The following is a 23,650-nucleotide window of genomic DNA, read 5'->3' as shown; positions in this document are numbered from 1 at the left end:
CGGAAGCAGCAAGGCTCCCTTAGCTATGCTCTATGCTGGTTACGCCTGGATTGCCGGGGACGGCGAAGGCTTCGCTGTACGGGTTAGTGAAAACAGCTCCAGCTCGGGGCGTACCTTGCCGGCAAGAGTATCTGAGAGAAGTTCGGCCGCGATCATGCTGTAGACGGTTCCATTGCCCCCGTAGCCTTCAATGAAATAGCAGTGCGGGTACTCCGGATGCGGCCCTATATAAGGCAATCCGTCACGGGTGGAGCCGAAGACCGCTCCCCAGGAATATTCGGCTTCTATTCCCTGAAGCTCCGGGAACAGGGCGACAAGCTCCTCCAGCAGTCGCTGGCTCTGGGAGAGCACACGAACATCGCGGCGCTCCGGACTGGTGAGCTGCTCATCCTTGCCTCCGGCAATGATCCGGCCGTCCGGAGTGGTCCGGAAGTACAAATAGGGCCGCGCGGTTTCCCAGAGCAGACTATGTTCATACCACTTTAGAAAGTTCAGAACAGGCTTGGTCATAATAGCGTAGGTATTGATCAGCTCCGCACCCCGGTCCTTTTTCATATCCTGGGTTTCATACCCCATGGCAAACACAACATTCTTCGCAATGATCCGGCCATTCTCCGTGTGGCAGACTACGCCGTCAGCACTATATTCATAATTAAGGGCTTGGGTATGCTCGTAGACGCGGACTCCGCCGGAATGCGCTTTGTCAATCAGACTGTGCACGGTTCGCAGCGGATTAGTCTCGGCATCTCCCCTGGAGAAGAGCGCAGCCGGTTTGGAGAAGGAATAATGCGAGCGGATGGTTTCTTCATCCCAGAACTCTGAATCAAATCCGTGCCGTGTCAGGTTCTCATGCTCCAGCCGCAGAGCGGGTACATCTTCAGGAACGCTGGCATACAGCAGACTGCTGCGGGCGATGATCTGCGGATCGATGTCCAGCTTGCCCGGCAATTCGAGAATGGAGCGGACGCCCTGCTGACACAGCTTGTAGAACAGCACGCCGTTCTCTTCCCCGAAGGTATTCATGCAGGCGGTCAGCGATTTGTCATTCGCGATTTGCAGCAGTCCCGTATTGGCGTGGGAGCTTCCGCTGCCTACCGCTCTTTTGTCGATGAGGACTGTATCTGCTCCGCTGAGGGACATGCGGTAGGACATTATCGCTCCGCCCATACCGCCGCCTATAATGAGACAGTCGCAGGTGATATCTCCTTCAAGTACCGGATAAACCGGCGGATGAGGCAGAGTATTCTCCCAGGGCAGTTGCCCGCTGTTGAGTTTCATGGTTTGGTCGCTCCTTTGTATGATAACGATAGGGTATTATTTGCAAATGTTCAGCCGCTCATGCGCTGGTATAACGGTGATGAATCAATTTTGCTGAAGGCACCTTTGCGCTTTTTGGCACATAAAGAATTCCGCTCTGCGGCATACTAAGGAACGCTTGAACATCCAGAAGGAGGGATTACCGAACATGCAATCGAACCAAATGCAGGCACTAAGCGGAAAAGAACTGGAATATATCGCTGATTCCATTTCCAACGAGGATTTGCTGATTAAGCAGCTGGCCGCTACAGCCGGAACCACTCAAAACTCCACGGTGCAAGGAATCTGTGTACAGCAGATTCAAAGCCACACACACCATATGGACATGCTTGTACAGCTGCTGCATCAGCATCAGCAATATGCGCCGACGCAGCCGCAATAAATACTGCGGACTGCAGGAAGCAGTAGCTCACGAAATTATTACACACAAACTTAGCGTATGCTTTCGGAGTGAGTTTGTACGAAGATCACTCAAGAAGCATAGGCTCACAAACTTTAGGGAGGTTTTACTGTGTACGCACAAAACGGAACGCCATTCATGGCGGATGAAGATTTACTGAACACAGTTCTGGCTGATTTGAAGCGGACAGTCCGTGAATATACAACAGCAGCCACAGAGTCGAATTGTCAGACGGTACGCCGCGTGTTCAACGATTTAACGATGGATACGCTCAGACTTCAGGGTGAGCTGTATATGCAAATGTCGCAGCTCAACATGTATACCCCTCCGGGGAAAGCGCTGCGTCAGGATATCGACAAGCAGATTCAGAGCGCCCAGCAGACACAGCAGAAATGCCAGCAGTTCGTGCGTGAGAAGACAGGTGGAGCCGGTGCCTATAACCAGGCCTCCAATGTTCCTGTGCACCAGGCTAATGTGCAGCAGCATAATAATGGTTCTTACTATATGTAACCCTCACGCGGGGCGGATGAAGCATAGGACTCCCCGTCCGCTGGTGTGGAGAAACACAAATAAAAAGATCCATTGTAACCCCGCCCCGGCGGGGTTATTTTGTTTGCAGAACTGTCATTTTCGTGTCATATTAATACTAAACTCTTTTCGCAGGCGCTCTGCCCTGAAGCAGGGGTACCGGACTGGCGAACTATCCGGAGGGAAGGCATGAAGGAAATGAATGATTTGAAGAGGAAAGTGCTGGAACTGCTCAAGGAGGACGCGCGAAGCTCAACGGCTTTAATGGCAACCTTGCTTGGTGCGGAAGAAGAAGATGTCAAGACCGTAATTGCACAAATGGAACAGGATCATGTCATTGTGAAATATGCTACTGTGGTCAATTGGGATAAGGTGGACGATGAACGGGTAACTGCACTGATCGAGGTTCAGATCACACCGGAACGGGGCCGCGGGTTCGAAGGAATCGCCGAGCGGATCTATCTGTATCCGCAGGTCAAATCCGTCTATCTGATGTCCGGCGCATACGATTTGCTGGTCGAAGTGGAAGGCCGCAATCTGCGGGAGGTCGCCAATTTCGTCTCCGAGAAGCTGTCGCCGATTGATGCGGTACTCTCTACCAAAACTAACTTTACGCTCAAAAAATACAAACAGGACGGTATCATCTTTGAAGAGCATGAAGAAGACAACCGTCTGATGATATCTCCGTGAAGGATGTAATGCCATGATTACGAAGTCGATGAATTCCTATTTGGCCCCGCTGGTCCAGCAGATACAGCCCTCGGGCATCCGCAAGTTTTTTGATCTGGCGGCAGGTAGCAAGGATATTATTTCACTGGGTGTCGGGGAGCCGGATTTCAAAACTCCCTGGCATGTGAGGGAAGCTTGCGTATACTCGCTGGAGCGCGGCTTCACCGGTTATACCTCCAATGCAGGCATGCCGGAGCTACGCGATGGCATTGCCGAATATCTGCAGACCCGCTTCGCGGTGCAATATGATCCTGCGAACCAGATTATCGCCACCGTCGGCGGCAGTGAAGCAATAGATCTGGCCCTCCGGGCCTTGATCTCACCGGGAGACGAGATTCTGATTCCCGAGCCTTGCTATATCTCTTATTCACCGATAACAGCAATTGGCGGCGGGATTCCGGTCGGTATTGAGACCTTCGGAGAGAATAACTTCAAGCTTACGGCGGCTGATCTGGAAGCCAAGATCACCCCGCGCTCCAAGATTCTCATTCTCTGCTATCCGAGCAATCCGACGGGTGCGATTATGAGCCGTGAGGATTGGGAACCGATTGCCAAAGTGGTAGAGAAACATGATCTCATAGTAATTTCCGATGAAATTTATGCTGAATTGACCTATGGAAGCAATCATGTAAGCTTTGCCTCCCTTCCGGGTATGATTGACCGCACCATCCTGGTCAGCGGCTTCTCCAAAGCCTTCGCGATGACCGGATGGAGGATGGGGTATGCCTGCGGTCACCCGGATCTGATCTCCGCGATGCTGAAGATTCACCAGTACACAGTCATGTGCGCGCCTTCGATGGGCCAGGTGGCTGCTCTGGAGGCATTGACCAACGGAATGGAAGAGAAAGACCGGATGGCGGATTCCTATAATCAGCGGCGCCGGCTGATCGTCAAAGGGTTGCGTGATGCCGGGCTGGACTGCCATGAGCCGCAAGGCGCGTTCTATGCTTTCCCGAGTATTCAGCACACCGGACTGACCTCCGATCAATTCGCCCAGCGCCTGCTTCTGGAATATAAGGTGGCTGCAGTTCCGGGCAGTGTATTCGGTCTGGGCGGTGAAGGGTACCTCCGCTGCTCTTATGCAACCTCGGTATCCCAGCTGAACGAAGCGGTAGAACGAATTGGGGCATTTGTCTCACAACTGGCCCGCGAGCGGGCAGAGTAATGTAAGGGTAATGAAGTAAATTGAACTATAGCCGATCACCTTTCTATATGGTATTATTTTACTCTAAGGACAGGAAACACCTGTAATACACTTACATGGAGCTCTTATTCTGGATAGGGCGCAGGGTGCGAGTAGGAAGGCATTCAGAATCAGTACTCGGATATCGCGCAATAATACATTAGGAGGGATGATTGTGCTGAGCGCAGATTATTACTTACCTTCCTATGGCGGGGAATGTAGTTCCGGAAGCGGGAAACATCCTCCCAGGGGTGATGCACATGCACGCAGACTCTCGCTGGAAAATGAAATACAGGTACTCCGCAGCAGAATGGAACAACTCTTTTTACAGGAGAATTCCTTTACCTCGGATAATGTCATTGCCATCAGCAGCTTGCTGGACCTGAAGATTAATGAGTATATGAGAGGCCGCCACCGTAAGAACAATTAACCGGCTGATTTATATTGAAACGGACATTTCCCTTAGGGGGATGTCCGTTTTTTAGTCTGCCTCACAGTTGCACCATCTAGAGGTGATTATGATTAGAGGTGAGTATGATTTTCGTCAGTTGTGGATAAGTCTTTTTGTAACTGGGAGCTGACCGTCTGAAGGACGGAACTATTCTTGTATCAGGAATCCCGCTGACTCCGTTGAAAGTGGGCGGTAGGGTGAATCAAAGGGATAAATCCCTTTGAATACGCCGAACGTGGGCGGGATGGGATAATCAAAGGGATAAATCCCGTTGAATACGCCGAACGCCAGGTGGGATGCGGAAATGAGGGGCAAAAGCGCCCCTGAATCGGCCGGAAGCGGGCGGCAGGAGGAAATGAGGGGTAGAAGTGCCCCTGAATCCGCCGGAAGCGGGCGGCAGGAGGAAATGAGGGGCAGAAGTGCCCCTGAATCGGCCGGAAGCGGGCGGCAGGAGGGAATGAGGGGCAGAAGTGCCCCTGAATCCGCCGGAAGCGGGCGGCAGGAGGAAATGAGGGGCAGAAGTGCCCCTGAATCCGCCGGAAGCGGGCGGCAGGAGGAAATGAGGGGCAAAAGTGCCCCTGAATCGGCCGGAAGCGCTTCACAGGTTGCACGCAAAAGGAGGAAAGGAGAAGCTCTGGTGAGCAATTTCGCAGGGGACTGCCCCGGAAGTATTCTTAGGAAAGTATTGGGAGGTAGCTTTAATATCTGCATATGTTGCACAGGCATCATAAGCCGCATAAGCACCAGATTAATTTACCTGTTAGCATGAGTTGTACTGAATCGAAGAATGATATAAAAATATAATGATAAACGGGTACTTATCATTTGCCCGTGGCAAAGAGTCACCCCTCTTTCGATTTACATAAATATCCTTTCGCAGTAAAATGAATGAACAGTCATTCATTTTGAGGGAGATGGGAATCGTGAGTGATAACAGCAAGAGTGATAACAGCATGAGCGACAACGGCAAATTACTGGAACGTAAATTCATTGAGGGCTTTGAGCAATTGGCTCCGGACAAGGCGATCCGGCAGATCATTTATCATGCTGTCGAGGTATTCTCCAAGAAAGGCTATGCCGGGACCAAAATCAAGGATATCGCCGCCAGTGCAGGCTTCAGCCAGGGGTATGTCTATATGTATTTCAAATCCAAGGACGATATCTTCACCAGGATTGTTGAGCTGGCTTCGGACGGAGCCGGGATGTCGGTGCAATATGCAGCAGAGCTGGAGGGAAGCCCGATGGAGCGGATCACCTGGCTGACGGAGGCCTTCCTGTCACCGGACAGTATTGCCTTGCAGCACTTCCGGCTTATTCTGCTGCAGACGGCAACTTCGGAAGCCATTCCGGAGGAAGCCAAGCGTGTAGCCAAGGAGAAGATTATGAAGCCGTTCGAGCATCTCATTCCCCTGATTATTGCCGGGCAGCAGGCAGGGGAGATTGTTCCGGGTGATCCGGTCGAAATCGCCGTCGCCTATTTCTCATTCATACAAGGGCTTGGCATAGCAAGGGTACAGACCACAGCTGCTGCTCCTTTTCCATCGGCTGAACTGGTACTGCGCTTCATGAAAAAAGATCGTTAGCCCATTCTATATCCGAAAAGGTGGAATCAGCCATGGTCAAGGTATTTAAAAGCGATGCCGGCAAAGAACGGGTTCTCCGTTCCTATAATGAGCTGCTCGGGGACTGGGGGACGGAGGTTAGGGAGCTGGATATCGAGACTCCGTACGGGACAACACACTGCATAACAGCGGGAGAGGCCGGCTTACCGCCCTTGCTCCTGTTCCATGGGGTAGGCGATAATTCGGCAGTGATGTGGCTGCTGAACATGAAGGAGCTGTCACGGCATTTCTGCTGCATTGCGGTGGATACGCTGGGAGGGCCGGGGAAGAGCGTGCCGGGTGACAGGTTCAATAAGCAGAATTTCAATCAGGTGGATTGGATTAACAGCATCGCTGATGGATTGAAGCTGGAGCAATTCTATGCAGCGGGTGTGTCGAATGGAGCGTACATGGCCTTCAATTATGCGGTTAACGAGCCGGGAAGGGTGCTGAAGGCGGTCTGTATGGAAGGAGGAATGGTCACGGCCCCGTTAAAAAGCATGATTCAGACGCTGCTGATGATGTTCCCGGAAATCATGGTACCCACCCGCAAAAATCTGCTCAAAGTATTCAATAAGCTCAGCTCGCCGGAATCACGACTTGCGGAAAAACACCCTAAACTGGCCGAGCATGTGGTGCTGCTCATGAAGAATCATAACCAGCAGGCAATGTTTGTCCAGAAGGTTGAGCTCTATGACAAGGTCCGCGCGGCTATAGTCAGGGATAAGCTGTATTTCCTGATCGGGGATTACAAGCTGCAGCATAAGAAGGATTTTATCGGCATACTTCAGGACGGGGATTTCCGCTATAAGGTGATTGGGGGCTCAGGCCATGGCATTAATATGGAACAGCCGGAGCGGGTTAACCGGGAGCTGATAGAATTTTTGCAGGGACAGGGGGGAGTGCGATGATTCCAGAGAGTATCCGGCAGCAGGTGTTCACAGAGCTCGGCTGTCCTCCTGAAGCGGTCAAGCTGCTTGGAGGGTATAATGACAATGTATTTGAGCTTGAACGGGGATGAGCGGAGAATATAGTCGTCAAAATACTGGATCACACCGTGGTCCCCAGGGAACACACCTTGTCGGAGATGGAATGGCTGAACTACCTGCAGGAGAGTGAAGTGAGTGCGATCCGACCGTTGTGCCTGGAGTCCGGGAAATATATTTGCCCGGTGTCAGAGCCTTTTTATTATATTCTGTTCCATAAGGTTAAAGGTACATATGTGAATCGGGAAGATAAGACGGTCTGGAATCCGCTGGTATTCGAGCACTGGGGAGAGGCGATGGGAAGACTGCATTCCTGTGCCCGGAGCTACCAGGCAGTCCATCCGCGTCCACATTGGCAGGAGAATATAATTCTGCTGGCGGAGAGGATTGAAACAGACCCTCTTTTGACGCAAAAGTGGAAGGTATACCAGGAAGAATTCAGCCGCCTTGGCACCTCCGGGAATGAATTCGGCCTAATTCATGGCGATCTTCATCCGCATAACTTCCTGCTGCATGACGGCACGCTGACAGTGATAGATTTCGGGGATGCGGAATACCACTGGTTTGCGTATGATATTGCCATTGCAGTCTATCATATGGCCCAGACTGTGCCGGAAGATGCGGGCAAGAAGGACGCTGTGCTGGCATTCTATCACGCTTTTATGAAAGGCTACCGCAGGGGGAACGCCGATACCGGATTCACGGCTCAGATCGGCTACTTTATAGATTATCGGAATCTCTATTCTTATACCTATCATATGGTGCACTCAGATCCGGGTACGCTTACGGAAGGGCAGAAGGTATATCTTGCCCGAATGAGGCGGACGATTGAAGCCGGGGAACCTTGCCTGGGATTCAGGCTGCTGTAATGCTTGTACGTCCCGGGGCGGAGGAGGAGGTGGACCCGGGGCCTGATGGCGGACCCCTGCCGCAGGCATATAATGAATACTCACGATGATTCTAAAGGTACGGGCTCTTCTGCAGCGTACCGGAAAAAGAGGATGATATTTATGTTACAAGCCGATATACTGCGGGACCCCTTTACGTATGATGAGCTGAAGCTCGAAGGAACGGGAGCAGTTAATCCGGAGAGCGGGCGTAAGTATCCGTTGAAGCAGGGCTTTCTCGCTTTTTTGGGAGAAGCGGATGCCGAGGGCAGCAACAAAAAGTACCTTGAGCTGTACAACCGGATAGCGCGTTTCTACCGGCTGTCCAACAAAGCCTATTTCGTTCTGAAATTCGGCGGGGAACGCCGGTACAGAGAGCAGTTTCTGTCTTCGCTGGAACTTCGGGAAGGTGACCTAGTTCTGGAGACTTCGGTGGGCAGCGGTGATAATTTCCCCTATCTGGGTGCACATACAGAGCTGTATGGGCTGGATATCTCCAGCGGGATGCTGAAGCAGGCGGTACGCAATCTGCGGCGCTGGAAGCTGCAGGCCCATTTGTTCCAGGGACAGGCGGAGAAGCTGCCTTTCCGGGACAACGTCTTCGATTGTGTCTACCATGTCGGCGGAATTAATTATTTCAGTGATCCGGGAGCTGCGGTGCTGGAGATGATCCGGGTGGCGAAGCCGGGCACCAGACTGATGATTGCCGATGAGACAGAGAAGCTGGTTAAGGGGACGTACGGGAAGGTGCCGGTGGTTAAGGGGTATTTTCAGCAGGGGGAGGAGTTGCCGGGGGTGCTTGGACTCATTCCGCAGGATATGCTGGAGATCGAATATAAGGAGGTATGCAAAGGCCTGATGTACTGCATTACTTTTCGGAAGCCGTAGGCGGGGGGATCGGGATTCCATATGCTCATTAGGGAGTTATTTACATGTCAGAAATGATGATCTTTGTTTGCCTACATACATAAGAACGATTACACTATTACTATGTGATTTGCAACTTAGGAGGGGAATTCGATGGCGATCTATACGCGTACGGGGGATAAAGGGGAAACCTCAGTCATCGGCGGCCGTGTGGGCAAGGACGATGTCCGCGTCGAGGCTTATGGCACCATAGACGAGCTGAACTGTTTCGTGGGTCAGGCACGGAGTCTGATGGAAGATGAGCGGTTCGCGGATGTCCGGGAGCAGCTGCTGGAGATTCAGCATGAGCTGTTTGACTGCGGTTCGGACCTGGCGTTCGTGAAGCTGAGCGAGAACAAATATAAGGTGAAAAGCGAGATGGCCGTCCGTCTGGAAGGCTGGATCGATGTGCTGCAGGCGGAGAATCCGGTGCTGGAGCGCTTCATTCTGCCCGGCGGAAGCCAGCTGTCCTCGGTGCTGCATGTCTGCCGGACTGTCTGCCGCCGCGCGGAGCGCCGGGCTGTGACCCTGGGACGGAGTGCGGACATTAACCCGGAGGCTGTTGTCTATCTGAACAGACTCTCTGATTATTTCTTCGCGCTGGCCCGTGCTGCCAATACACGCCAGGAGGTTGCTGAGGTAGAGTATGTGCGCAGCAAAAAGGTGTTCCGGAACAAATGACCAGCTACTATCCGCCGATTACTTATATGGTGCCGCCGGATGAAGACGGCTGGCTGCTCAAAACCATCCTGCAGAAGCGGATGGATGTCTCCCGTAAGCTGTTGTCCCGTCTGAAAATGACAGACCTAGGGATTACGCTGAACGGAGAGCGTGTGTATATTAGTGTCAAGGTAAGCAGCGGAGACCGGGTAGAGATCCGGATGGAGGAAGAAACGTCAGAGGATATCCTGCCGCAGCCGATTCCTTTTGAGATTCTATATGAAGACGGGCATCTGCTAGTCGTGAACAAAGCCGCGGGGATCATTGTCCATCCGACCCATGGCCATTATACAGAGACACTCGCCAACGGAGTGGTTCATTACTGGGCAGAGAAAGGGGAGCGGGTCCGCTTCCGTCCGGTCCACCGGCTGGACCAGGAGACCTCCGGTGTGCTGGTCATTGCCAAGAACCCGTACAGCCACCAGCATATCTCCGAGCAGATGATCGCCGGGACGGTGGACAAGCGGTATGCTGCTTTTGTGCACGGTGTTCCCGCTGTGCCTAGCGGCGACATCGACGGTCCGATCGACCGCGACCCGCTGGAGCCGCACCGGCGGATCGTGACGCCGGACGGTTATCCCTCTTTGACCCGGTACGAGGTCAAGGAGGTCTATGGAAGTGCAGCTTCACTCGTAGAGCTGAAGCTGGAGAGCGGGCGCACCCATCAGATCCGGGTGCATATGAGCTCTATTGGCTGCCCGCTGATCGGTGACGGCATGTACCGTCACCCTTTGTATGGGCAGCCTGGGGCAAGCCCGGCGCCTGGGGGTGCTCTGGCGCCGGAGGCGGGGGCGCTGCCGGATGGCGGGCAGCGCGGGGCAGAGCCGACGCAACCGGGCGGCGGGCAGCAAGCGGCAGGGCTGACGCCTGCCGGAGGCGGGCAGCTGACGCCGGAGGAAGCGGCGCAGCTGGCGGAGATCGCGGAGCTGGACGCGTCGATTCCGCGCCAGGCGCTGCATGCGGTGCGGCTGTCCTTCCGGCATCCGGTCACGCATGCTGATCTGGTCTTCGAAGCTCCGCTGCCGCCGGATATGGCGCTGCTGCAGGCGAAGCTGCGTGAGATTGCAGCCAGGGAATAACGGTCTCAGCTGGCAGCCGTTAGATAGAGGGTCCGCTTAGAATTCCGCTGGTGGGTACAGCCAGGAGCCAGCTGAGATTGTGAAATAAGTGCGAGACTGCACTTATTTTTAGCTGTTTCTCCACTCTAAATCCAACAAGTGGAAAAAGTACAACTAATTTCAGAGGTTTGGCCGGAAAGTATCAAATGCGCTCAAATTAAGTGTTTAAAATCCAACTAATTCCTATTAAGCTACGAATTTATGCTAACTAAATGTACAATTTCCATTTAATTCCGATCACTCAGCACATAGCCCAGATGCCTCTAACGGAATAGGCGGCTAGAGTGGTGGTTAAACGTAGCAACGCAGGTGCACCAATGTTTCGGCCCATCCGGCCCGCGAACGTGGCTTCGCCGGCAGCCCTAATAATCAGCGCACTGCAACACTTCCGCTGCGCTTATAATAAAAGGAGAACCACATGAGTCAATTGAAGGTGTATCAATATCCGAAATGCAGCACCTGCCGCGCCGCAGTGAAATGGCTGAAGGAGCAGGGGCATGAGCTGGACTTGCAGCATATTGCCGAGCAGCCGCCCACAGTGGAGGAGCTGCGTGTCCTGCTGAAGAACAGCGGACTGCCGCTGAAGAAGTTTTTTAATACGAGCGGTGAGGTCTACAAGGAACTTAATCTGAAGGACAAGCTGGCCGGTCTCAGTGAAGATAAGCAACTTGAGCTGCTCGCCAGCCACGGGATGCTGATCAAGCGTCCGGTTGTCACTGACGGCAGGAAGGTTACAGTCGGCTACAAAGATGAGCAGTACGCTGAGGCCTGGAGCAATACCTAAATTACAGAATACAAGGAGAGGTTACACATGAGCACAGTAACAGACACTAAGGGCCGGGTAATGATCGTTGATGGAATGGCTCTGCTGTTCCGGGCTTTTTATGCTACCTCTTATGGAGGATATATCCGCAAGACCAGCGCCGGGCTTCCGACGAATGCGGTGTATGGATTTTTGCAGTATTTTTTCGACGCGGTGAGTACGTTTGAGCCTTCACATGTGGTGTGCTGCTGGGATATGGGCAAAGGTACCTTCCGTACGGAGAAGTATGACGGCTACAAATCGAACCGGATTGACGCGCCGCTGGAGCTGATTCCGCAGTTTGACCTCGTGAAAGAGGTAGTGGCCGAGCTGGGCGTGCCGAATATCGGTCTGGTTGGTTATGAGGCTGATGACTGCATCGGTACACTGGCTTCGTGCTACAGCGGGGAGTCGGAGGTCTATATTCTCACAGGTGACCACGACATGCTACAGCTGGTGAATGACAGCGTCAAGGTCGTGATTATGAAAAAAGGCCGCTCCAACTATAAAGTGTATGATCCGGCGGAACTTCTTGCTGAGCGTGGCCTCACCCCTGCACAGGTGATTGACCTGAAGGGCTTCATGGGCGACACCAGCGACAATTATCCCGGTGTGAAGGGCATAGGTGAGAAAACAGCCACCAAGCTGCTGACCGAATACGGCACTGTGGAAGGTGTCATTGAGAACCTGCATCTGCTGCCCAAAGGCGTGCGGGCCAAAATCGAGGCTGACCTCGATATGCTGCATCTCTCGCGGGAGCTGGCGGAAATCCGCTGCGATGTGCCGGTGGTCTGCGAACTGGCGGACTGTCTGTGGGCACTGCAGCGGGATACTGCGGCTCGCAAGTTCAATGAGCTGGAGTTCGGCAGCCTGATGCATCTGATCGGCGGGATCGCCGAGGTCCGGGATGAACGGGGAATCGTACAGATTGAACTCGGAGATTTGGGCTGAGTAGAGCTTAGTTATAGGCTTAGGCAGGCCAGAGCCTCCTGAACAAGCAGAAGACCCCTTGCGAAAATCTCGCGTAGGGGTCTTTTTGCGTTTTCCCTAACAAATGAATACCATATGCCGGGCTCAGATTACAATTCCGTCGCAGTGATCGATCTCATGCTGAATGATCTGCGCCGCAAAGCCGGTGAAGGTCTGCTTCTGCGGCTTGAAATTATAGTCTAAGTACTCTACCTCAATGGATTCATATCTAGTAGTTTTGCGTACGCCTTCGTGGGACAGGCAGCCTTCCTCGGTTTCATACGGATGGGCACGCTGGGCAATGACCGGATTGATCATTGGAATATTCATTTGTCCGATGCTGAAGGCGATCATGCGCTTGTTGACACCGATCATGTCAGCCGCCATGCCGACACAGCGGTCTGCGTTCGCCCGCAAGGTATCCAGAAGGTCATCTAACACTGGCAGATCCTCTGGGGTTGCCGATGTGGACTTCTGGCTTAGAATCGTCATATCTTTACATATGGGTCTGATCATAGTACTCTCCATGTGTTTTATTTGGCTGCCACTGCCATAATATCATCTTTTGTATGGACAGTGAAATGAATCTTGCCGGAACAATAATGTAAAGCCGTCAGACACTTTCGGGTATTTGGTGGTTTTTTGCAGTGCATTTGGGTTCAGCAGGGGTGGTATATCGTGTAAGGTGCGGAATTACAGATTTACTTTGCTTATTCGACAAGACTACTGTAGAATTAATAAGTATATAATGGTAAAAATTGGCAACAAAAAAAGGGAGCATGCGTATGAAACTGAAATATCTAGGACTCACCGCAATTGTGCTGGTTTTCACACTGTCTTTTTCAAGGATTTTGCTGCCCGCTTCAGCTGCGGTAATAGACATGAATTTGGGTTCAGCGGCCACTTTCGGGCTACTCGCAAAGACGATGACAACGGTTGAGACTTCCGTTTCCGGAAATACGGGAGCTATTACTCAGACCGTAATTCCACATATAACGAATGGGAATAATTATTTAGATGATAGTGTTTATCATGCTGCTGACATTGATTTGGGAAATGCCATTGGGTATGCAAATTCACAGGTGCCTACTGTAAATGGAACGGCTGGAGCGGATCTGGGAGGCGAAATCCTGCTGCCCGGTATATATAATTATCCAGGTGCAGTTAATATCAGTGCTGATGTAACACTTAGCGGTGATGATATTTTTATCTTCCAAATTGCAGGGACATTGGATACAACGGCCGGTACGAAGATTCTATTAACAGACGGGGCACAAGCCTGTAATATCTATTGGGTGGTGAACGGGGCCGCGACACTCGCGGCAAATACGGAGTTCAATGGCAGTTTATTGAGTCAATCTTCAGCAACAACGGTTGGTATTAATACTATTATAAATGGAAGAATTCTGTCACAAGATGCAGTTACATTCACTGGCCCGGGCCCGTCTAACATTACCGTTCCGGCTTGTGTCCAGGAGCCGCCTGTGGAACCACCGGTACAACCGCCTGTAGAAACAGATGCACCAGCGCCAATACCGGACACAGCAACGCCAATACCGGCAACGGCTACGCCAGTACCAGTTACGGAAACATCAGTACCAGTTACGGCAACACCAGTACCAGCAACGGTAGTGCCAATACCAGCAACGGCAATACCAATACCGGCCACGGCAACGCCAGTGCCAGCAACGGCAACACCAATACCAGCAACGGCAACGCCAATACCAGCAACGGCAACACCAATACCGGCTACAGTAACGCCAATACCAGCAACAGTAACGCTAATACCGGCCACGGCAACACCAATCCCGGCTGCAGCAACGCCAGGCCCTGCTGCTTCACCTGTCAATACTCCTGCTGCTTCACCTCCTGCGGAGCTGCCGGCAGCGCCTGCTTGGAGTGTTGAAACGGAATGGGTTAAAGTAGGCTTACTTCCGGACGGGGATATGATTATTGATGCAAAGCTCCCTGATAATCAAGAAGACACAGGAGTGTGGAATTTCGATCTGGGGGGGAAGTTATACAATACAGAAGGAACTGAAAGTGTCAATTATAGGATCGCTAAAGCACCGGTAGGGACTTATAATATTCTGGTGAGATTCACTTCCCATAACGGAACAGTGTTTAAGTTTGAGGTGGTTCCCGTATCTGTACCTACAGTCACCGGAGGCCAGCTTCCAGCTACCGCGACGCCGTGGTACAACTTGCTTCTCTCAGGATCTCTATTAACCATAATGGGAGGAGTAATCTTATGGAGGAGAAAGCTTCGTGAATAAACGGCACACTGAGCATAAAGTAAAAGCCGGAAAACAGATATACATTATCTCCCTGGGATCAATGATTTTGGGGATCTTGTCTATCTCTTGGGCCCTGATTCATATCCAGGCGCAAACCGTTCCCGTTGCTTATAATGAGAATACAGATCTTATCCCAATTCAGGCTGATCTGCGCCATAGTGTAAAGAGCAGCATCGCCGTTCCGGTAGAAGCAGGCGATTCCAGCAGCATACCGCCGCAGGATGATATCCTCTATCCCATAAGGCCGCTGGAAGGCGATGTTATCGGAAAGCTGATAATTCCGGCATTACAGCAAATTCTTCCGATTATACACGGGACAGACGAGGATGAGTTGGAGGAGGGAATTGGACATTTCTCGGAAAGCGTCCTGCCGGGTGAGAATAACAATTCGGTTCTATCCGGACACCGGGATACAGTCTTTGCTAAATTAGGCGAGCTGGAAATAGGAAACGAGCTTGTCGTTGATACATCAGCCGGTTCTTTCACCTATAAGATAAGTGCTATACGGATTGTTGATAAAGACGATAAAACGATTATCGTACCTACAGACCACGCTGTCCTAACCGTAAGCACCTGCTACCCCTTTCACTTTATCGGCGCGGCTCCCGACCGTTATATTCTCATCGCAGACCTGATCGCTGAAGTCCGTTCCCCCACAACATGAAGATCTTTCGATTTACCTTTATCCTTTGACATCTCGGTGTCAAAGGATTTTTTTAGGGAAAACGGGTCTGACCACCCACAGCAGTATTTTATCTAAAAAAGCTGAGAATACTCCACCCTCGATAGGGTGGGGATGAATCAGTAGTTTTCGATTTCAAGACGAACATATGTGCTATAATATGGATGAGATCACTAAAAGGAGGTGTTGCACATGCTCGTGTCTGCGCAGAAGGTTTCTTCGAAACCCCTGGTTCATCAAGCCTATAAATATCGGATCTACCCCAATACAGAGCAACAGCAACTCATTCGTCGAATGTTTGGCTGCTGCCGTTTTGTGTTCAATTACTTCTTGGGAGCTTGGAATCAAAGCTATGCGGAAACGGGAAAAGGCTTGTCTTATCACGCTTGTGCGACACAACTCCCCGGTTTAAAAGCACAATACGACTGGCTGAAAGAAGTCGATAGCATCGCTTTGCAGTCGGCTGCTCGTCATGTGGCGGATAGCTTTGATCGTTTTTTCAAGAAGCAAAATCAAGCGCCACGCTTCAAGAGCCGAAAGCATCCGATTCAAAGTTACACGACCAAATTCACCAACGGGAATATCGCCATGGAGGGCAGTCGCTTGAAGCTCCCCAAACTCGGCTGGATACGTTTTGCAAACTCCCGGAAGCTGGAAGGCCGGATATTGTCCGCTACCGTTCGTAAAAACGCCAGCGGGAAATTTTTCGTCTCGCTCGTTTGCGAAGTTCAAAAGAACCCTCTGCCCCAAGTGGATACACCTATTGGCATCGACTTAGGCTTGAAAGAATATGCAGTATGCTCAAACGGCGAACATATCGCCAATCCTCGCTTTTACCGTCAATACGAGAACAAGCTGGCGCTTTGGCAGCGGCGGATGGCTCGGCGTACTCCGGGCGGCTCCAACTGGAAGAAAGCAAGGCAGCATATCGCTCGTATTCACGAACGCATTGCCAATAAACGAAATGACTTCCTCCACAAGCTGACCACGAGACTGATTCGTGAAAACCAAACGATTAGTATCGAACATCTGCGTGTGGCGAATATGATTCAGAACCCCAAGCTTTCAAAATCCATTGCTGATGCGTCTTGGGGCGAGTGGGTGCGACAGCTGACGTATAAAGCGAAATGGTATGGACGAAATCTTCGGATCGCCGACACGTTTGAGCCGACCAGTCAGCGTTGCCATGTGTGCGGCACAATCCACCCCGAGGTGAAGAACCTGTCCATTCGGGAATGGACGTGTACGGCCTGCGGGACGATCCATGACCGTGACGAAAACGCCGCTCACAATATTGAACAAGTAGCGGTTTAACCGCCACCTAACCAAACGATAGAATTCAACATTTCACTTGCGTCAAAAATGTAAAACTGCGGGAACGCAGGGATCGCTTGCTCCATAAGAAGAGGGTACTCTTCTGTTCGCAAGAATCCGCCACTTCAAGCGTTAGCTAAGTGGGGGAGAATTCAACCTATGCGCCACCGCAGCGATGGATGGAAAGATTCTTAAGAAACGGTTGCACGAGCCACTTAATTTAAAGATTGACGAACCGGAGGTAGCCTGACTATAATATTAATATAAGTATTAAATGATTAACAAATATATTAACCTAAAGAGGAGCGTTAACTGAAATGGCAGAACGCATTGTACTGAACACTGACATCCGCAAAGGCACAATTAACCGCAACATCTATGGACATTTCGCTGAGCATCTGGGACGCTGTATCTATGAAGGCATCTGGGTAGGGGAAGATTCGCCGATTCCGAATACTAAGGGTATCCGTAACGATGTGGTGGAAGCGCTTAAGGAAATGAAGATTCCTGTATTGCGCTGGCCGGGCGGCTGCTTCGCCGATGAATATCACTGGAAGGACGGCATTGGCCCAAGTGAAGAACGCAAGCGCATGATCAATACCCATTGGGGCGGTGCGGTTGAGAACAATCATTTTGGTACACATGAATTCATGCGGCTCTGCGCCATGCTGGAATGTGAGCCGTACATCAACGGCAATGTAGGGAGCGGAACGGTACAGGAGATGTCCGAGTGGGTTGAGTATTTGACCTTTAACGGTGTATCGCCGATGGCTGAGCTGCGCCAGAAGAACGGCCAGGAAGAGGCTTGGAGTGTAACTTATTTCGGCGTGGGCAATGAGAACTGGGGCTGCGGCGGCAATATGCGTCCTGAATATTATGCTGACCTGTACCGCCAATATCAGACTTATGTGCGCAACTATGGGGATAACAAGATTCACCGGATCGCCTGCGGCGCGAACTCGGATGACTATAACTGGACCGAAGTGCTGATGCGCGAAGCCACCCGCTTCATGGATTCCCTTACCCTGCACTACTACACCCTGCCGACTTCGGATTGGGCGAATAAAGGTGCGGCTACCGGCTTTGGAACGGATGAATATTTCACCACACTGAAGAAAGCGCTGTTCATGGATGAGCTGGTTACCCGCCACAGTGTCATTATGGATAAATATGATCCGGAGAAAAGAGTGGGCCTGATCGTCGATGAATGGGGCACCTGGTATGATGTAGAGCCGGGTACCAACCCGGGATTCCTCTACCAGCAGAACACGATCCGTGATGCGCTGGTTGCCGGTCTGACCCTGAATATCTTCCACAAGCACAGCGACCGTGTACGGATGGCGAACATTGCCCAGACCGTAAACGTGCTGCAGGCTGTAATTCTGACCGAAGGCGAGAAAATGCTTCTGACTCCAACCTATCATGTATTCAATATGTATAAAGTACATCAGGATGCGGAACTGCTGGATCTGACAGTGGATAGCCCGGTATACAGCTATGAGGGCGTAGAGATTCCTGAAGTATCTGCTTCAGCTTCCGTAACAGCAGAGGGCGTGATTCATGTCAGCCTGTGCAACCTGAATCACGCTGCACCGGCAGTATTGCCGCTGGAGCTGCGCGGACTGGCTGGACTGTCAGCGGCCGTAAGCGGCACAACACTTGCCGGGTCTTCCATCGATGCCCACAATACCTTCGAGCAGCCGGAAGCTGTAACACCGCAGCCGTTCAACGGCTTCAAGCTTGAAGGAGATACGCTGACGGTTACTCTGCCGCCAATGTCGGTAACTGTACTGGAAATTACTCCGGAAGCGTAAGGAGAACAGCAGCATGACAACCACTTCAGCCTGCAAGGGATGCCGGGAGGAGTACAAGGTGACGGAAGCGCAGATTGCCCGGATTCTGGCCTCTTCGATGTTCAATCCGGGGAACACTGCCCCGGATGAAGTCTATGCCGAGCGGGTTGCTCTATGCAGAGCTTGTCCTAAGCTGCAGGATGGCGTGACCTGCACGGCCTGCGGCTGCATTATACCGGTCGTGGCCCGGCTGAAGGCACGCGGCTGTCCGCTGCCGGGCGGCGGCTTGTGGCAGCCTGTGACTGATTAAACCGCATGGCTGTCTCTAGTAATAATACCGTAACCGCAACAGCGGCAGCGGGGGACCTGATCTTAAGGTCTCCTGCTGCCGCTGTTTGTTGTCTAATCCTGTCCGGGTCCTTCCGTCCGGCTGGTATTTGCCGACGCTTCAACAGCATCTGTATAAAAGAGTTCAAAGACCAGATCCTCGTTGTAGTTGCCGAATCCCTTGCCGAACAAGGTAAGACCACCGATATGCTCCGCATCGTCTTCCACAGAAACCTTGAACGTCCACTGTTTATCACGGATACTGACCTGATCCAGCGTAACCTCTGACAGCTTCTGACCGTCCATGAACGTGCCCGCCGGAGTAATCCGCAGCTGCTTAAGCAGTCCATATTGGTTGGTGAGCGCAGGCCACCAGGAAGGAGTGTATTTGCCCGGGCTGTCCCCGTAGTCGCCGGGGCTGGTCCAGAATCCAAGCCGCTGTCCGTTCAGTGTGAAGGTGATGTCGGAGGGCCAGTTATTATTGATGGACGGGGCTTCGGAGGCAATCTCCATGGTGATGACCAGTTCCTCAGGATTCTGGCTGGACAGCAGGAAGTTCGGGATTTTATATTCCACGAATCCTTTGCCGAACCACAGGATGCCTGCATTCACCCGCTCCTGATCCCAGAAATACCGCGGATCGTCAAAGTTGCCGATTACCCGCTCGGTGGTAGATAATCCGCAGGTCGGTTCAATCTGGAAATCAGAGTAGTGGCCCACGGGTATTTCCTTACGGTAGCCTCTGCGCTGTGTTCTGGCTTGTCCGGGGAAAATAATCTCAGCACTCTCGGCGGCCAGTGTACAAATCTTCTGCAGTCCGCTGCGCCCGGGAGCCATGTGGCTGCGGATCAGTCCGGCAGCTTCCAGCTTGCGCACATGCATGGTCATAATGGCACTGCTGAGCTTCAGCGCCCCGGCCAGTTCCTTGACGTTCATAGGCTGTTCGGACAGCAGCCGCAGCATCTGCAGGCGCACAGCGCTGGATAACGCTTCATACACGGGTAAAGATTGTTCGGTTAGATCAAGTTTCATGTGCTGCCTCCACGTTCAGGTTATATAGTTAATAATTATATTACTCAAATGATATTCTTACAAGCAAATGAATATTGCCTAACAAGCAAATGAATACTGCGCCTCGCAGCCGCTCCAATTTTATCACAGACATGCAGAGCCTGTTCCGCTATGATGTAGGATGGATTAGCGATGTAACAAGGTGCTCTTGCCGGATCAGGCAAGGGATAACAGGGAATCGGGTGCAAGTCCCGAGCGGTCCCGCCACTGTAAGGAAGAGCTGAACTTCATGATGTCACTTGGGGAGATCCCGGGGAAGACGAAGGATGCAGCGCCCGTATTCCAAGCCAGGAGACCTACCTTGATTACACACACCACGACTCTACGCGGATAGGAGCGGTGTACGGATAGGTTAATAAGATGAGGCGATGTGCCCCTGTAGAACCGGAGGGAATCTTGAAGATCAAGATCAGAGCCGGCTCAATGTTATGCAGACACAGCGTTGAGCGGACCATGCGGAGCGACCGGGTGCAGAGCCCTTTGTTGGCGCACGGCAGTGCTCTCTATCGAATCATACCTGCGTACATACACTCCCACCCAGAAGGGCGGGAGTTTTTTGGTTTGCCATATTTAAGAAACGTGGAGGCTGACAAATGAAGAAACGCGGATTTTGGAGTTTTGCGGCGCTGATTGCCGGATTTACAGTGTTCTTTTTGCTGAATGAACCTGGGACGGCCCAGGCTATGCACATTATGGAAGGGTTTCTGCCGGTAGGCTGGGCTGTGTTCTGGTGGGTGGCGTTCTTACCGTTCTTTGTGCTCGGGATTATCAGGCTTAGATCGATGACCAAGGAGAATCCTGAGCTGAAGCTGCTGCTCGGTCTGGCAGGGGCGTTCACGTTCGTTCTATCGGCGCTCAAAATGCCTTCCGTTACCGGAAGCAGCTCTCATCCTACGGGTACAGGGCTTGGTGCTGTAATGCTGGGGCCGCTGCCGATGGGCGTGATCGGCTCGATTGTGCTGTTGTTTCAGGCGCTGCTTCTGGCGCACGGGGGAATCACTACACTCGGGGCGAATGCGTTCTCGATGGCGGTCGCGGGGCCTTTTGCCGGATATGCAGTCTATAAGCTGTTGATGAAGCTGCCGGACCGAGAGAAGCTGGCCTTATTCTGTGCGGCGGCGGTTGCCGACCTGATGACTTATGTAGTGACTTCCGTCCAGCTTGCGGTGGCTTTTCCGGCTGCGGATGGCGGGGTCCTGGCGTCTTTTCTCAAATTCGGAGGGATCTTTGCCGTAACGCAGATTCCGCTGGCCATCAGCGAAGGGCTGCTGACCGTATTATTGTGGAACTGGCTGAAATCGTACAGTCCGAATGAAATGTCGCTCCTGAAACGCAAGGTTAAAGGGGGAAATGCATAATGAGCAATAAATGGAACAATGGGTTGATGCTGCTGGCCGTTGTCCTGTTGTGTGTGCTGCCGCTGTTGTTCGTAGAAGGGGAGTTCGGCGGGGCCGATGATGCTGCCGAGAGTGTGATCACAGAAATTAACCCGGAATATGAACCCTGGTTCAAGCCGCTGACCGAAATCCCGGGTGAGACGGAGAGTATGCTGTTCGCATTACAGGCGGCGATTGGCGCCGGAGTGATCGGATATTCACTGGGGCTGCTGAAAGGGAAACAAGGCCAGGCGAAGCAGAACAGCATCAGGAAGTGATCAGACGAATTGATGTCCTTTCTTATAATAATGCCTTAAGGCAGCTGTCTCCCATGTGGAAAAGCTCGTTCGCGGCACTGATGTTCCTGCTCTCCTATACAGTGGATCCGGTGCTGCAGATTGTGATTACGCTGTGGATGATGTCATGGTGCATCCTGCATGCCAAAATTCCCTATCGCGCCTATTTGTTGCTGTTTGGAACGGCGCTGCTGTTCTATGGCCTTAGTGTCCCGGCACTGCTCGTGGAATTCGGCCACCCCGCTGCCGGGGAAGCTGGCGTATTCCGGATTTCGGGGCAGCCTCTTCCGGTGTATATCACAGCTGCAGGACTGGAACGGGCCGCTGAACTGCTGGTTAGGGTCTCTGCCTGCACAAGCTGCTGCTTCTTCCTGATGTTCACCACGCCGTTCAGTGAGCTGCTGCAAGTGCTCCGCAGACTGCGTATGCCGCAGATTGTGCTGGAGCTGATGCTGATCATGTACCGCTTCCTGTTCCTGCTGAATGATGCAGCGCACGGACTGATGCTGGCCCGGAGGCTGCGCGGCGGCCGGAGAGGGTACAAGGCCAGGCTGGGGGAGACGGCGGCCATGGCTGGCGCCCTCTTCGGCAATACGATGCACCGTTATTACGGATTATCGCAGGGGCTGCTGACCCGCGGGTTCACGGGGGAGATCATTCTGCCGCCGTATACCGCGCGGCCTGTGCCGCGGCGTTATGCGGTCCGGGCGTATGCGGGGATCGCTGTGCTGGCGCTGGCGCAGCTTTGGCTGTGGCTGAGCGGTTGAAATTAAGATTTTAGTGCAGGAAAGCTGCTGGCTTTTTTGAAATCATGCCCAAAGTACAACAATTTCCCCGATATATCGGATGTATTCCAAGATTGTTGCACAAGAGGCAGCATTTCGTCTCCTCCAAGTGGCTTCACGGGACAATTCTTGTATTTCATACAACACTCCCCCCGAAGGCCGGTGTATCTAGGTATCAAAGCTGTAAAACATACAACATTTATCCAATTTCGATTTGCCAAATCACATTAGAGGAGTACGCCATGGACATGGAATATAGTCTGGCTTTTGACGGGGTGGTGTTTCATTACCCGGATACGAAGGAAGCCGCGCTGCGTGAACTAACCCTCTCCATTCCCAAAGGCCGCAAAACGGTGGTGCTCGGCCATAATGGTTCGGGCAAATCGACCCTGTTCCTGCATGCTGTCGGCATTCTGCGTCCACAGAAGGGTACGGTTCAGCAGGGAGGTAAGACATTGTCCTATGCCAAAAAAGAGCTGGCCGCGCTGCGGCGAAGCGTGGGCCTTGTTTTTCAGGACCCGGAGCAGCAGCTCATATTAAGCACGCCTCTGGAGGACGTGTCCTTCGGGCTGCGGGGAACGGGGATGGACGAAGCCGCAATAGCTGAGCGCTGCCGCAGTGTCATGGAACTGCTGAACCTGACGGAGCTGAGTGACAAACCGGTTCACCAGCTTAGTCTGGGGCAGAAAAAACGCACCGCACTCGCCGGAGTAATGGCGATGGAGCCGGAGCTGATCCTGCTGGATGAGCCGACCTCGTATCTGGACCCGTTATCTGAGACACAGATGCTGCAGGGTCTTGACCTTATACATGAAAAAGGCACAACCATAGTTATGACTACGCATGATATGAACTTGGCGTACCGCTGGGCGGACTGGATTATCGTACTGGATCAGGGGAGGTGCCGGGCTGAGGGGACGCCGGAAGAGATTTTTGCCGGGGGGGAAGAATTGCAGGCCATCGGCCTTGATCTGCCGCTGCTGGCCGACTTGTGGTACAGCCTGCCTGCACGGCTCACCGCCGGCCGGCCGGCTCCCCGCACGGCGGGAGATTTCAAATCCGTACTAAACAGGCTGCTGAATAGTTAATACAGGCATTCACGAACGGGGGAA

General features: G+C 52.5%; 26 protein-coding genes and 1 riboswitch. Of the genes, 22 read left to right on the top strand and 4 right to left on the bottom strand.

The features are described 5' to 3' along the window. Window positions 1-39: 39 nt before the first annotated feature. Window positions 40-1,278, bottom strand: coding sequence for an NAD(P)/FAD-dependent oxidoreductase (locus MKX70_RS30045; protein WP_340841431.1), 1,239 nt, complete (start codon window positions 1,276-1,278; stop codon window positions 40-42). Between the two features lie 187 nt (window positions 1,279-1,465). Between MKX70_RS30045 and MKX70_RS30040 the strand changes: the two genes are divergently transcribed. The 13 genes from MKX70_RS30040 to MKX70_RS29980 all read left to right on the top strand — a co-directional run bounded on the left by MKX70_RS30040 (window position 1,466) and on the right by MKX70_RS29980 (window position 12,579). After that, window positions 1,466-1,699, top strand: a complete 234-nt coding sequence (locus tag MKX70_RS30040; RefSeq protein WP_039308384.1) for a hypothetical protein — start codon at window positions 1,466-1,468, stop codon at window positions 1,697-1,699. A gap of 129 nt (window positions 1,700-1,828) precedes the next feature. Then, window positions 1,829-2,227 (top strand): spore coat protein, encoded by a 399-nt coding sequence (locus tag MKX70_RS30035; RefSeq protein WP_042234146.1) that lies wholly within the window; start codon window positions 1,829-1,831, stop codon window positions 2,225-2,227. 207 nt (window positions 2,228-2,434) lie between these two features. Continuing rightward, a complete protein-coding gene (locus MKX70_RS30030) occupies window positions 2,435-2,935 on the top strand; it encodes an Lrp/AsnC family transcriptional regulator (protein ID WP_039308379.1) in 501 nt (166 codons plus the stop codon). Between the two features lie 13 nt (window positions 2,936-2,948). Continuing rightward, the gene (locus MKX70_RS30025) at window positions 2,949-4,139 is read left to right on the top strand and encodes an aminotransferase class I/II-fold pyridoxal phosphate-dependent enzyme (protein WP_340789076.1); all 1,191 of its coding nucleotides are present in this window, start codon (window positions 2,949-2,951) and stop codon (window positions 4,137-4,139) included. A gap of 193 nt (window positions 4,140-4,332) precedes the next feature. Then, entirely contained in the window at window positions 4,333-4,587 is a 255-nt protein-coding gene (locus tag MKX70_RS30020) for an aspartyl-phosphate phosphatase Spo0E family protein (protein ID WP_231637810.1), read from the top strand. A 944-nt stretch (window positions 4,588-5,531) separates the two neighbouring features. Beyond that, window positions 5,532-6,191: a TetR/AcrR family transcriptional regulator gene (locus tag MKX70_RS30015; RefSeq protein ID WP_340841430.1), complete on the top strand. Its 660-nt coding sequence runs from the start codon at window positions 5,532-5,534 to the stop codon at window positions 6,189-6,191. Between the two features lie 32 nt (window positions 6,192-6,223). Further along, window positions 6,224-7,120, top strand: a complete 897-nt coding sequence (locus tag MKX70_RS30010) for an alpha/beta fold hydrolase (protein WP_340841429.1) — start codon at window positions 6,224-6,226, stop codon at window positions 7,118-7,120. A 119-nt stretch (window positions 7,121-7,239) separates the two neighbouring features. Continuing rightward, the gene (locus MKX70_RS30005) at window positions 7,240-8,064 is read left to right on the top strand and encodes a phosphotransferase enzyme family protein (protein WP_339842931.1); all 825 of its coding nucleotides are present in this window, start codon (window positions 7,240-7,242) and stop codon (window positions 8,062-8,064) included. A 141-nt stretch (window positions 8,065-8,205) separates the two neighbouring features. Then, window positions 8,206-8,970, top strand: coding sequence for a class I SAM-dependent methyltransferase (locus MKX70_RS30000; protein WP_052416149.1), 765 nt, complete (start codon window positions 8,206-8,208; stop codon window positions 8,968-8,970). Between the two features lie 132 nt (window positions 8,971-9,102). Beyond that, window positions 9,103-9,669 (top strand): cob(I)yrinic acid a,c-diamide adenosyltransferase, encoded by a 567-nt coding sequence (locus tag MKX70_RS29995; RefSeq protein WP_042234159.1) that lies wholly within the window; start codon window positions 9,103-9,105, stop codon window positions 9,667-9,669. Beyond that, window positions 9,666-10,787 (top strand): RluA family pseudouridine synthase, encoded by a 1,122-nt coding sequence (locus tag MKX70_RS29990; protein WP_042234162.1) that lies wholly within the window; start codon window positions 9,666-9,668, stop codon window positions 10,785-10,787. Before MKX70_RS29995 ends, MKX70_RS29990 begins: the two co-directional genes overlap by 4 nt. A 457-nt stretch (window positions 10,788-11,244) precedes the next feature. After that, on the top strand, window positions 11,245-11,610 hold the full coding sequence (locus MKX70_RS29985; RefSeq protein ID WP_042234164.1) for an arsenate reductase family protein: 366 nt from the start codon (window positions 11,245-11,247) through the stop codon (window positions 11,608-11,610). A gap of 27 nt (window positions 11,611-11,637) precedes the next feature. Next, window positions 11,638-12,579 carry a 5'-3' exonuclease gene (locus MKX70_RS29980; protein ID WP_042234167.1) on the top strand — a complete coding sequence of 314 codons (942 nt, stop codon included), beginning with the start codon at window positions 11,638-11,640 and terminating at the stop codon, window positions 12,577-12,579. Between the two features lie 123 nt (window positions 12,580-12,702). Here the strand turns inward: MKX70_RS29980 and MKX70_RS29975 are convergent, their stop codons facing one another. After that, window positions 12,703-13,113: a peptide deformylase gene (locus MKX70_RS29975; protein WP_042234169.1), complete on the bottom strand. Its 411-nt coding sequence runs from the start codon at window positions 13,111-13,113 to the stop codon at window positions 12,703-12,705. A gap of 269 nt (window positions 13,114-13,382) precedes the next feature. On the opposite strand from MKX70_RS29975, the gene MKX70_RS29970 reads away from it, so the two are divergent. The 5 genes from MKX70_RS29970 to MKX70_RS29950 all read left to right on the top strand — a co-directional run bounded on the left by MKX70_RS29970 (window position 13,383) and on the right by MKX70_RS29950 (window position 18,993). Further along, window positions 13,383-14,873: an ice-binding family protein gene (locus MKX70_RS29970; protein ID WP_340841428.1), complete on the top strand. Its 1,491-nt coding sequence runs from the start codon at window positions 13,383-13,385 to the stop codon at window positions 14,871-14,873. Continuing rightward, entirely contained in the window at window positions 14,866-15,558 is a 693-nt protein-coding gene (locus MKX70_RS29965) for a class D sortase (protein ID WP_042234175.1), read from the top strand. The genes MKX70_RS29970 and MKX70_RS29965 overlap by 8 nt, the downstream gene beginning before the upstream one ends. Before the next feature lie 210 nt (window positions 15,559-15,768). Beyond that, a complete protein-coding gene (gene tnpB, locus MKX70_RS29960; RefSeq protein WP_042234178.1) occupies window positions 15,769-16,890 on the top strand; it encodes an IS200/IS605 family element RNA-guided endonuclease TnpB in 1,122 nt (373 codons plus the stop codon). A 317-nt stretch (window positions 16,891-17,207) separates the two neighbouring features. Continuing rightward, window positions 17,208-18,704: an alpha-N-arabinofuranosidase gene (locus MKX70_RS29955; protein ID WP_042234181.1), complete on the top strand. Its 1,497-nt coding sequence runs from the start codon at window positions 17,208-17,210 to the stop codon at window positions 18,702-18,704. Between the two features lie 13 nt (window positions 18,705-18,717). After that, window positions 18,718-18,993 carry a DUF6171 family protein gene (locus MKX70_RS29950; protein WP_042234183.1) on the top strand — a complete coding sequence of 92 codons (276 nt, stop codon included), beginning with the start codon at window positions 18,718-18,720 and terminating at the stop codon, window positions 18,991-18,993. A gap of 92 nt (window positions 18,994-19,085) precedes the next feature. Here the strand turns inward: MKX70_RS29950 and MKX70_RS29945 are convergent, their stop codons facing one another. Beyond that, window positions 19,086-20,042, bottom strand: coding sequence for an ArsR/SmtB family transcription factor (locus MKX70_RS29945; protein ID WP_042234184.1), 957 nt, complete (start codon window positions 20,040-20,042; stop codon window positions 19,086-19,088). Window positions 20,043-20,204: 162 nt separating this feature from the next. Next, window positions 20,205-20,399: riboswitch (cobalamin riboswitch) on the top strand. A 275-nt stretch (window positions 20,400-20,674) separates the two neighbouring features. Here MKX70_RS29945 and MKX70_RS29940 point away from each other — a divergent pair. Genes MKX70_RS29940 through cbiQ form a run of 3 tightly spaced genes read left to right on the top strand, consistent with a single transcriptional unit; the run spans window position 20,675 to window position 22,520 of the window. After that, window positions 20,675-21,439, top strand: coding sequence for an energy-coupling factor ABC transporter permease (locus MKX70_RS29940; RefSeq protein WP_340789049.1), 765 nt, complete (start codon window positions 20,675-20,677; stop codon window positions 21,437-21,439). Next, window positions 21,439-21,735 (top strand): energy-coupling factor ABC transporter substrate-binding protein, encoded by a 297-nt coding sequence (locus MKX70_RS29935; RefSeq protein WP_340789046.1) that lies wholly within the window; start codon window positions 21,439-21,441, stop codon window positions 21,733-21,735. The genes MKX70_RS29940 and MKX70_RS29935 overlap by 1 nt, the downstream gene beginning before the upstream one ends. Next, entirely contained in the window at window positions 21,732-22,520 is a 789-nt protein-coding gene (gene cbiQ / locus MKX70_RS29930) for a cobalt ECF transporter T component CbiQ (protein WP_340789043.1), read from the top strand. Before MKX70_RS29935 ends, cbiQ begins: the two co-directional genes overlap by 4 nt. Window positions 22,521-22,522: 2 nt before the next feature. On the opposite strand, the gene MKX70_RS29925 is transcribed toward cbiQ, so the two are convergent. After that, on the bottom strand, window positions 22,523-22,678 hold the full coding sequence (locus tag MKX70_RS29925; protein ID WP_156123042.1) for a hypothetical protein: 156 nt from the start codon (window positions 22,676-22,678) through the stop codon (window positions 22,523-22,525). Window positions 22,679-22,780: 102 nt separating this feature from the next. On the opposite strand from MKX70_RS29925, the gene MKX70_RS29920 reads away from it, so the two are divergent. Then, window positions 22,781-23,626 (top strand): energy-coupling factor ABC transporter ATP-binding protein, encoded by an 846-nt coding sequence (locus MKX70_RS29920; protein WP_340841427.1) that lies wholly within the window; start codon window positions 22,781-22,783, stop codon window positions 23,624-23,626. Window positions 23,627-23,650 lie beyond the last annotated feature (24 nt).

This window comes from Paenibacillus sp. FSL R7-0312, from assembly GCF_038004445.1.
Taxonomy (GTDB): domain Bacteria; phylum Bacillota; class Bacilli; order Paenibacillales; family Paenibacillaceae; genus Paenibacillus_AQ.
The sequence above is the reverse complement of the archived record's forward strand: the minus strand, read 5'-3'. Positions and strand labels throughout refer to the sequence as shown.

Bases quoted from the DNA above. Each gene is read 5' to 3' on its own strand.
- MKX70_RS30045 (WP_340841431.1), bottom strand. From the start codon at position 1,278: ATGAAACTCAACAGCGGGCAACTGCCCTGGGAGAATACTCTGCCTCAT.
- MKX70_RS30040 (WP_039308384.1), top strand. From the start codon at position 1,466: ATGCAATCGAACCAAATGCAGGCACTAAGCGGAAAAGAACTGGAATAT.
- MKX70_RS30030 (WP_039308379.1), top strand. From the start codon at position 2,435: ATGAAGGAAATGAATGATTTGAAGAGGAAAGTGCTGGAACTGCTCAAG.
- MKX70_RS30025 (WP_340789076.1), top strand. From the start codon at position 2,949: ATGATTACGAAGTCGATGAATTCCTATTTGGCCCCGCTGGTCCAGCAG.
- MKX70_RS30010 (WP_340841429.1), top strand. From the start codon at position 6,224: ATGGTCAAGGTATTTAAAAGCGATGCCGGCAAAGAACGGGTTCTCCGT.
- MKX70_RS30000 (WP_052416149.1), top strand. From the start codon at position 8,206: ATGTTACAAGCCGATATACTGCGGGACCCCTTTACGTATGATGAGCTG.
- MKX70_RS29995 (WP_042234159.1), top strand. From the start codon at position 9,103: ATGGCGATCTATACGCGTACGGGGGATAAAGGGGAAACCTCAGTCATC.
- MKX70_RS29990 (WP_042234162.1), top strand. From the start codon at position 9,666: ATGACCAGCTACTATCCGCCGATTACTTATATGGTGCCGCCGGATGAA.
- MKX70_RS29985 (WP_042234164.1), top strand. From the start codon at position 11,245: ATGAGTCAATTGAAGGTGTATCAATATCCGAAATGCAGCACCTGCCGC.
- MKX70_RS29980 (WP_042234167.1), top strand. From the start codon at position 11,638: ATGAGCACAGTAACAGACACTAAGGGCCGGGTAATGATCGTTGATGGA.
- MKX70_RS29975 (WP_042234169.1), bottom strand. From the start codon at position 13,113: ATGATCAGACCCATATGTAAAGATATGACGATTCTAAGCCAGAAGTCC.
- MKX70_RS29970 (WP_340841428.1), top strand. From the start codon at position 13,383: ATGAAACTGAAATATCTAGGACTCACCGCAATTGTGCTGGTTTTCACA.
- tnpB (WP_042234178.1), top strand. From the start codon at position 15,769: ATGCTCGTGTCTGCGCAGAAGGTTTCTTCGAAACCCCTGGTTCATCAA.
- MKX70_RS29955 (WP_042234181.1), top strand. From the start codon at position 17,208: ATGGCAGAACGCATTGTACTGAACACTGACATCCGCAAAGGCACAATT.
- MKX70_RS29950 (WP_042234183.1), top strand. From the start codon at position 18,718: ATGACAACCACTTCAGCCTGCAAGGGATGCCGGGAGGAGTACAAGGTG.
- MKX70_RS29945 (WP_042234184.1), bottom strand. From the start codon at position 20,042: ATGAAACTTGATCTAACCGAACAATCTTTACCCGTGTATGAAGCGTTA.
- MKX70_RS29940 (WP_340789049.1), top strand. From the start codon at position 20,675: ATGAAGAAACGCGGATTTTGGAGTTTTGCGGCGCTGATTGCCGGATTT.
- MKX70_RS29935 (WP_340789046.1), top strand. From the start codon at position 21,439: ATGAGCAATAAATGGAACAATGGGTTGATGCTGCTGGCCGTTGTCCTG.
- MKX70_RS29925 (WP_156123042.1), bottom strand. From the start codon at position 22,678: ATGAAATACAAGAATTGTCCCGTGAAGCCACTTGGAGGAGACGAAATG.
- MKX70_RS29920 (WP_340841427.1), top strand. From the start codon at position 22,781: ATGGACATGGAATATAGTCTGGCTTTTGACGGGGTGGTGTTTCATTAC.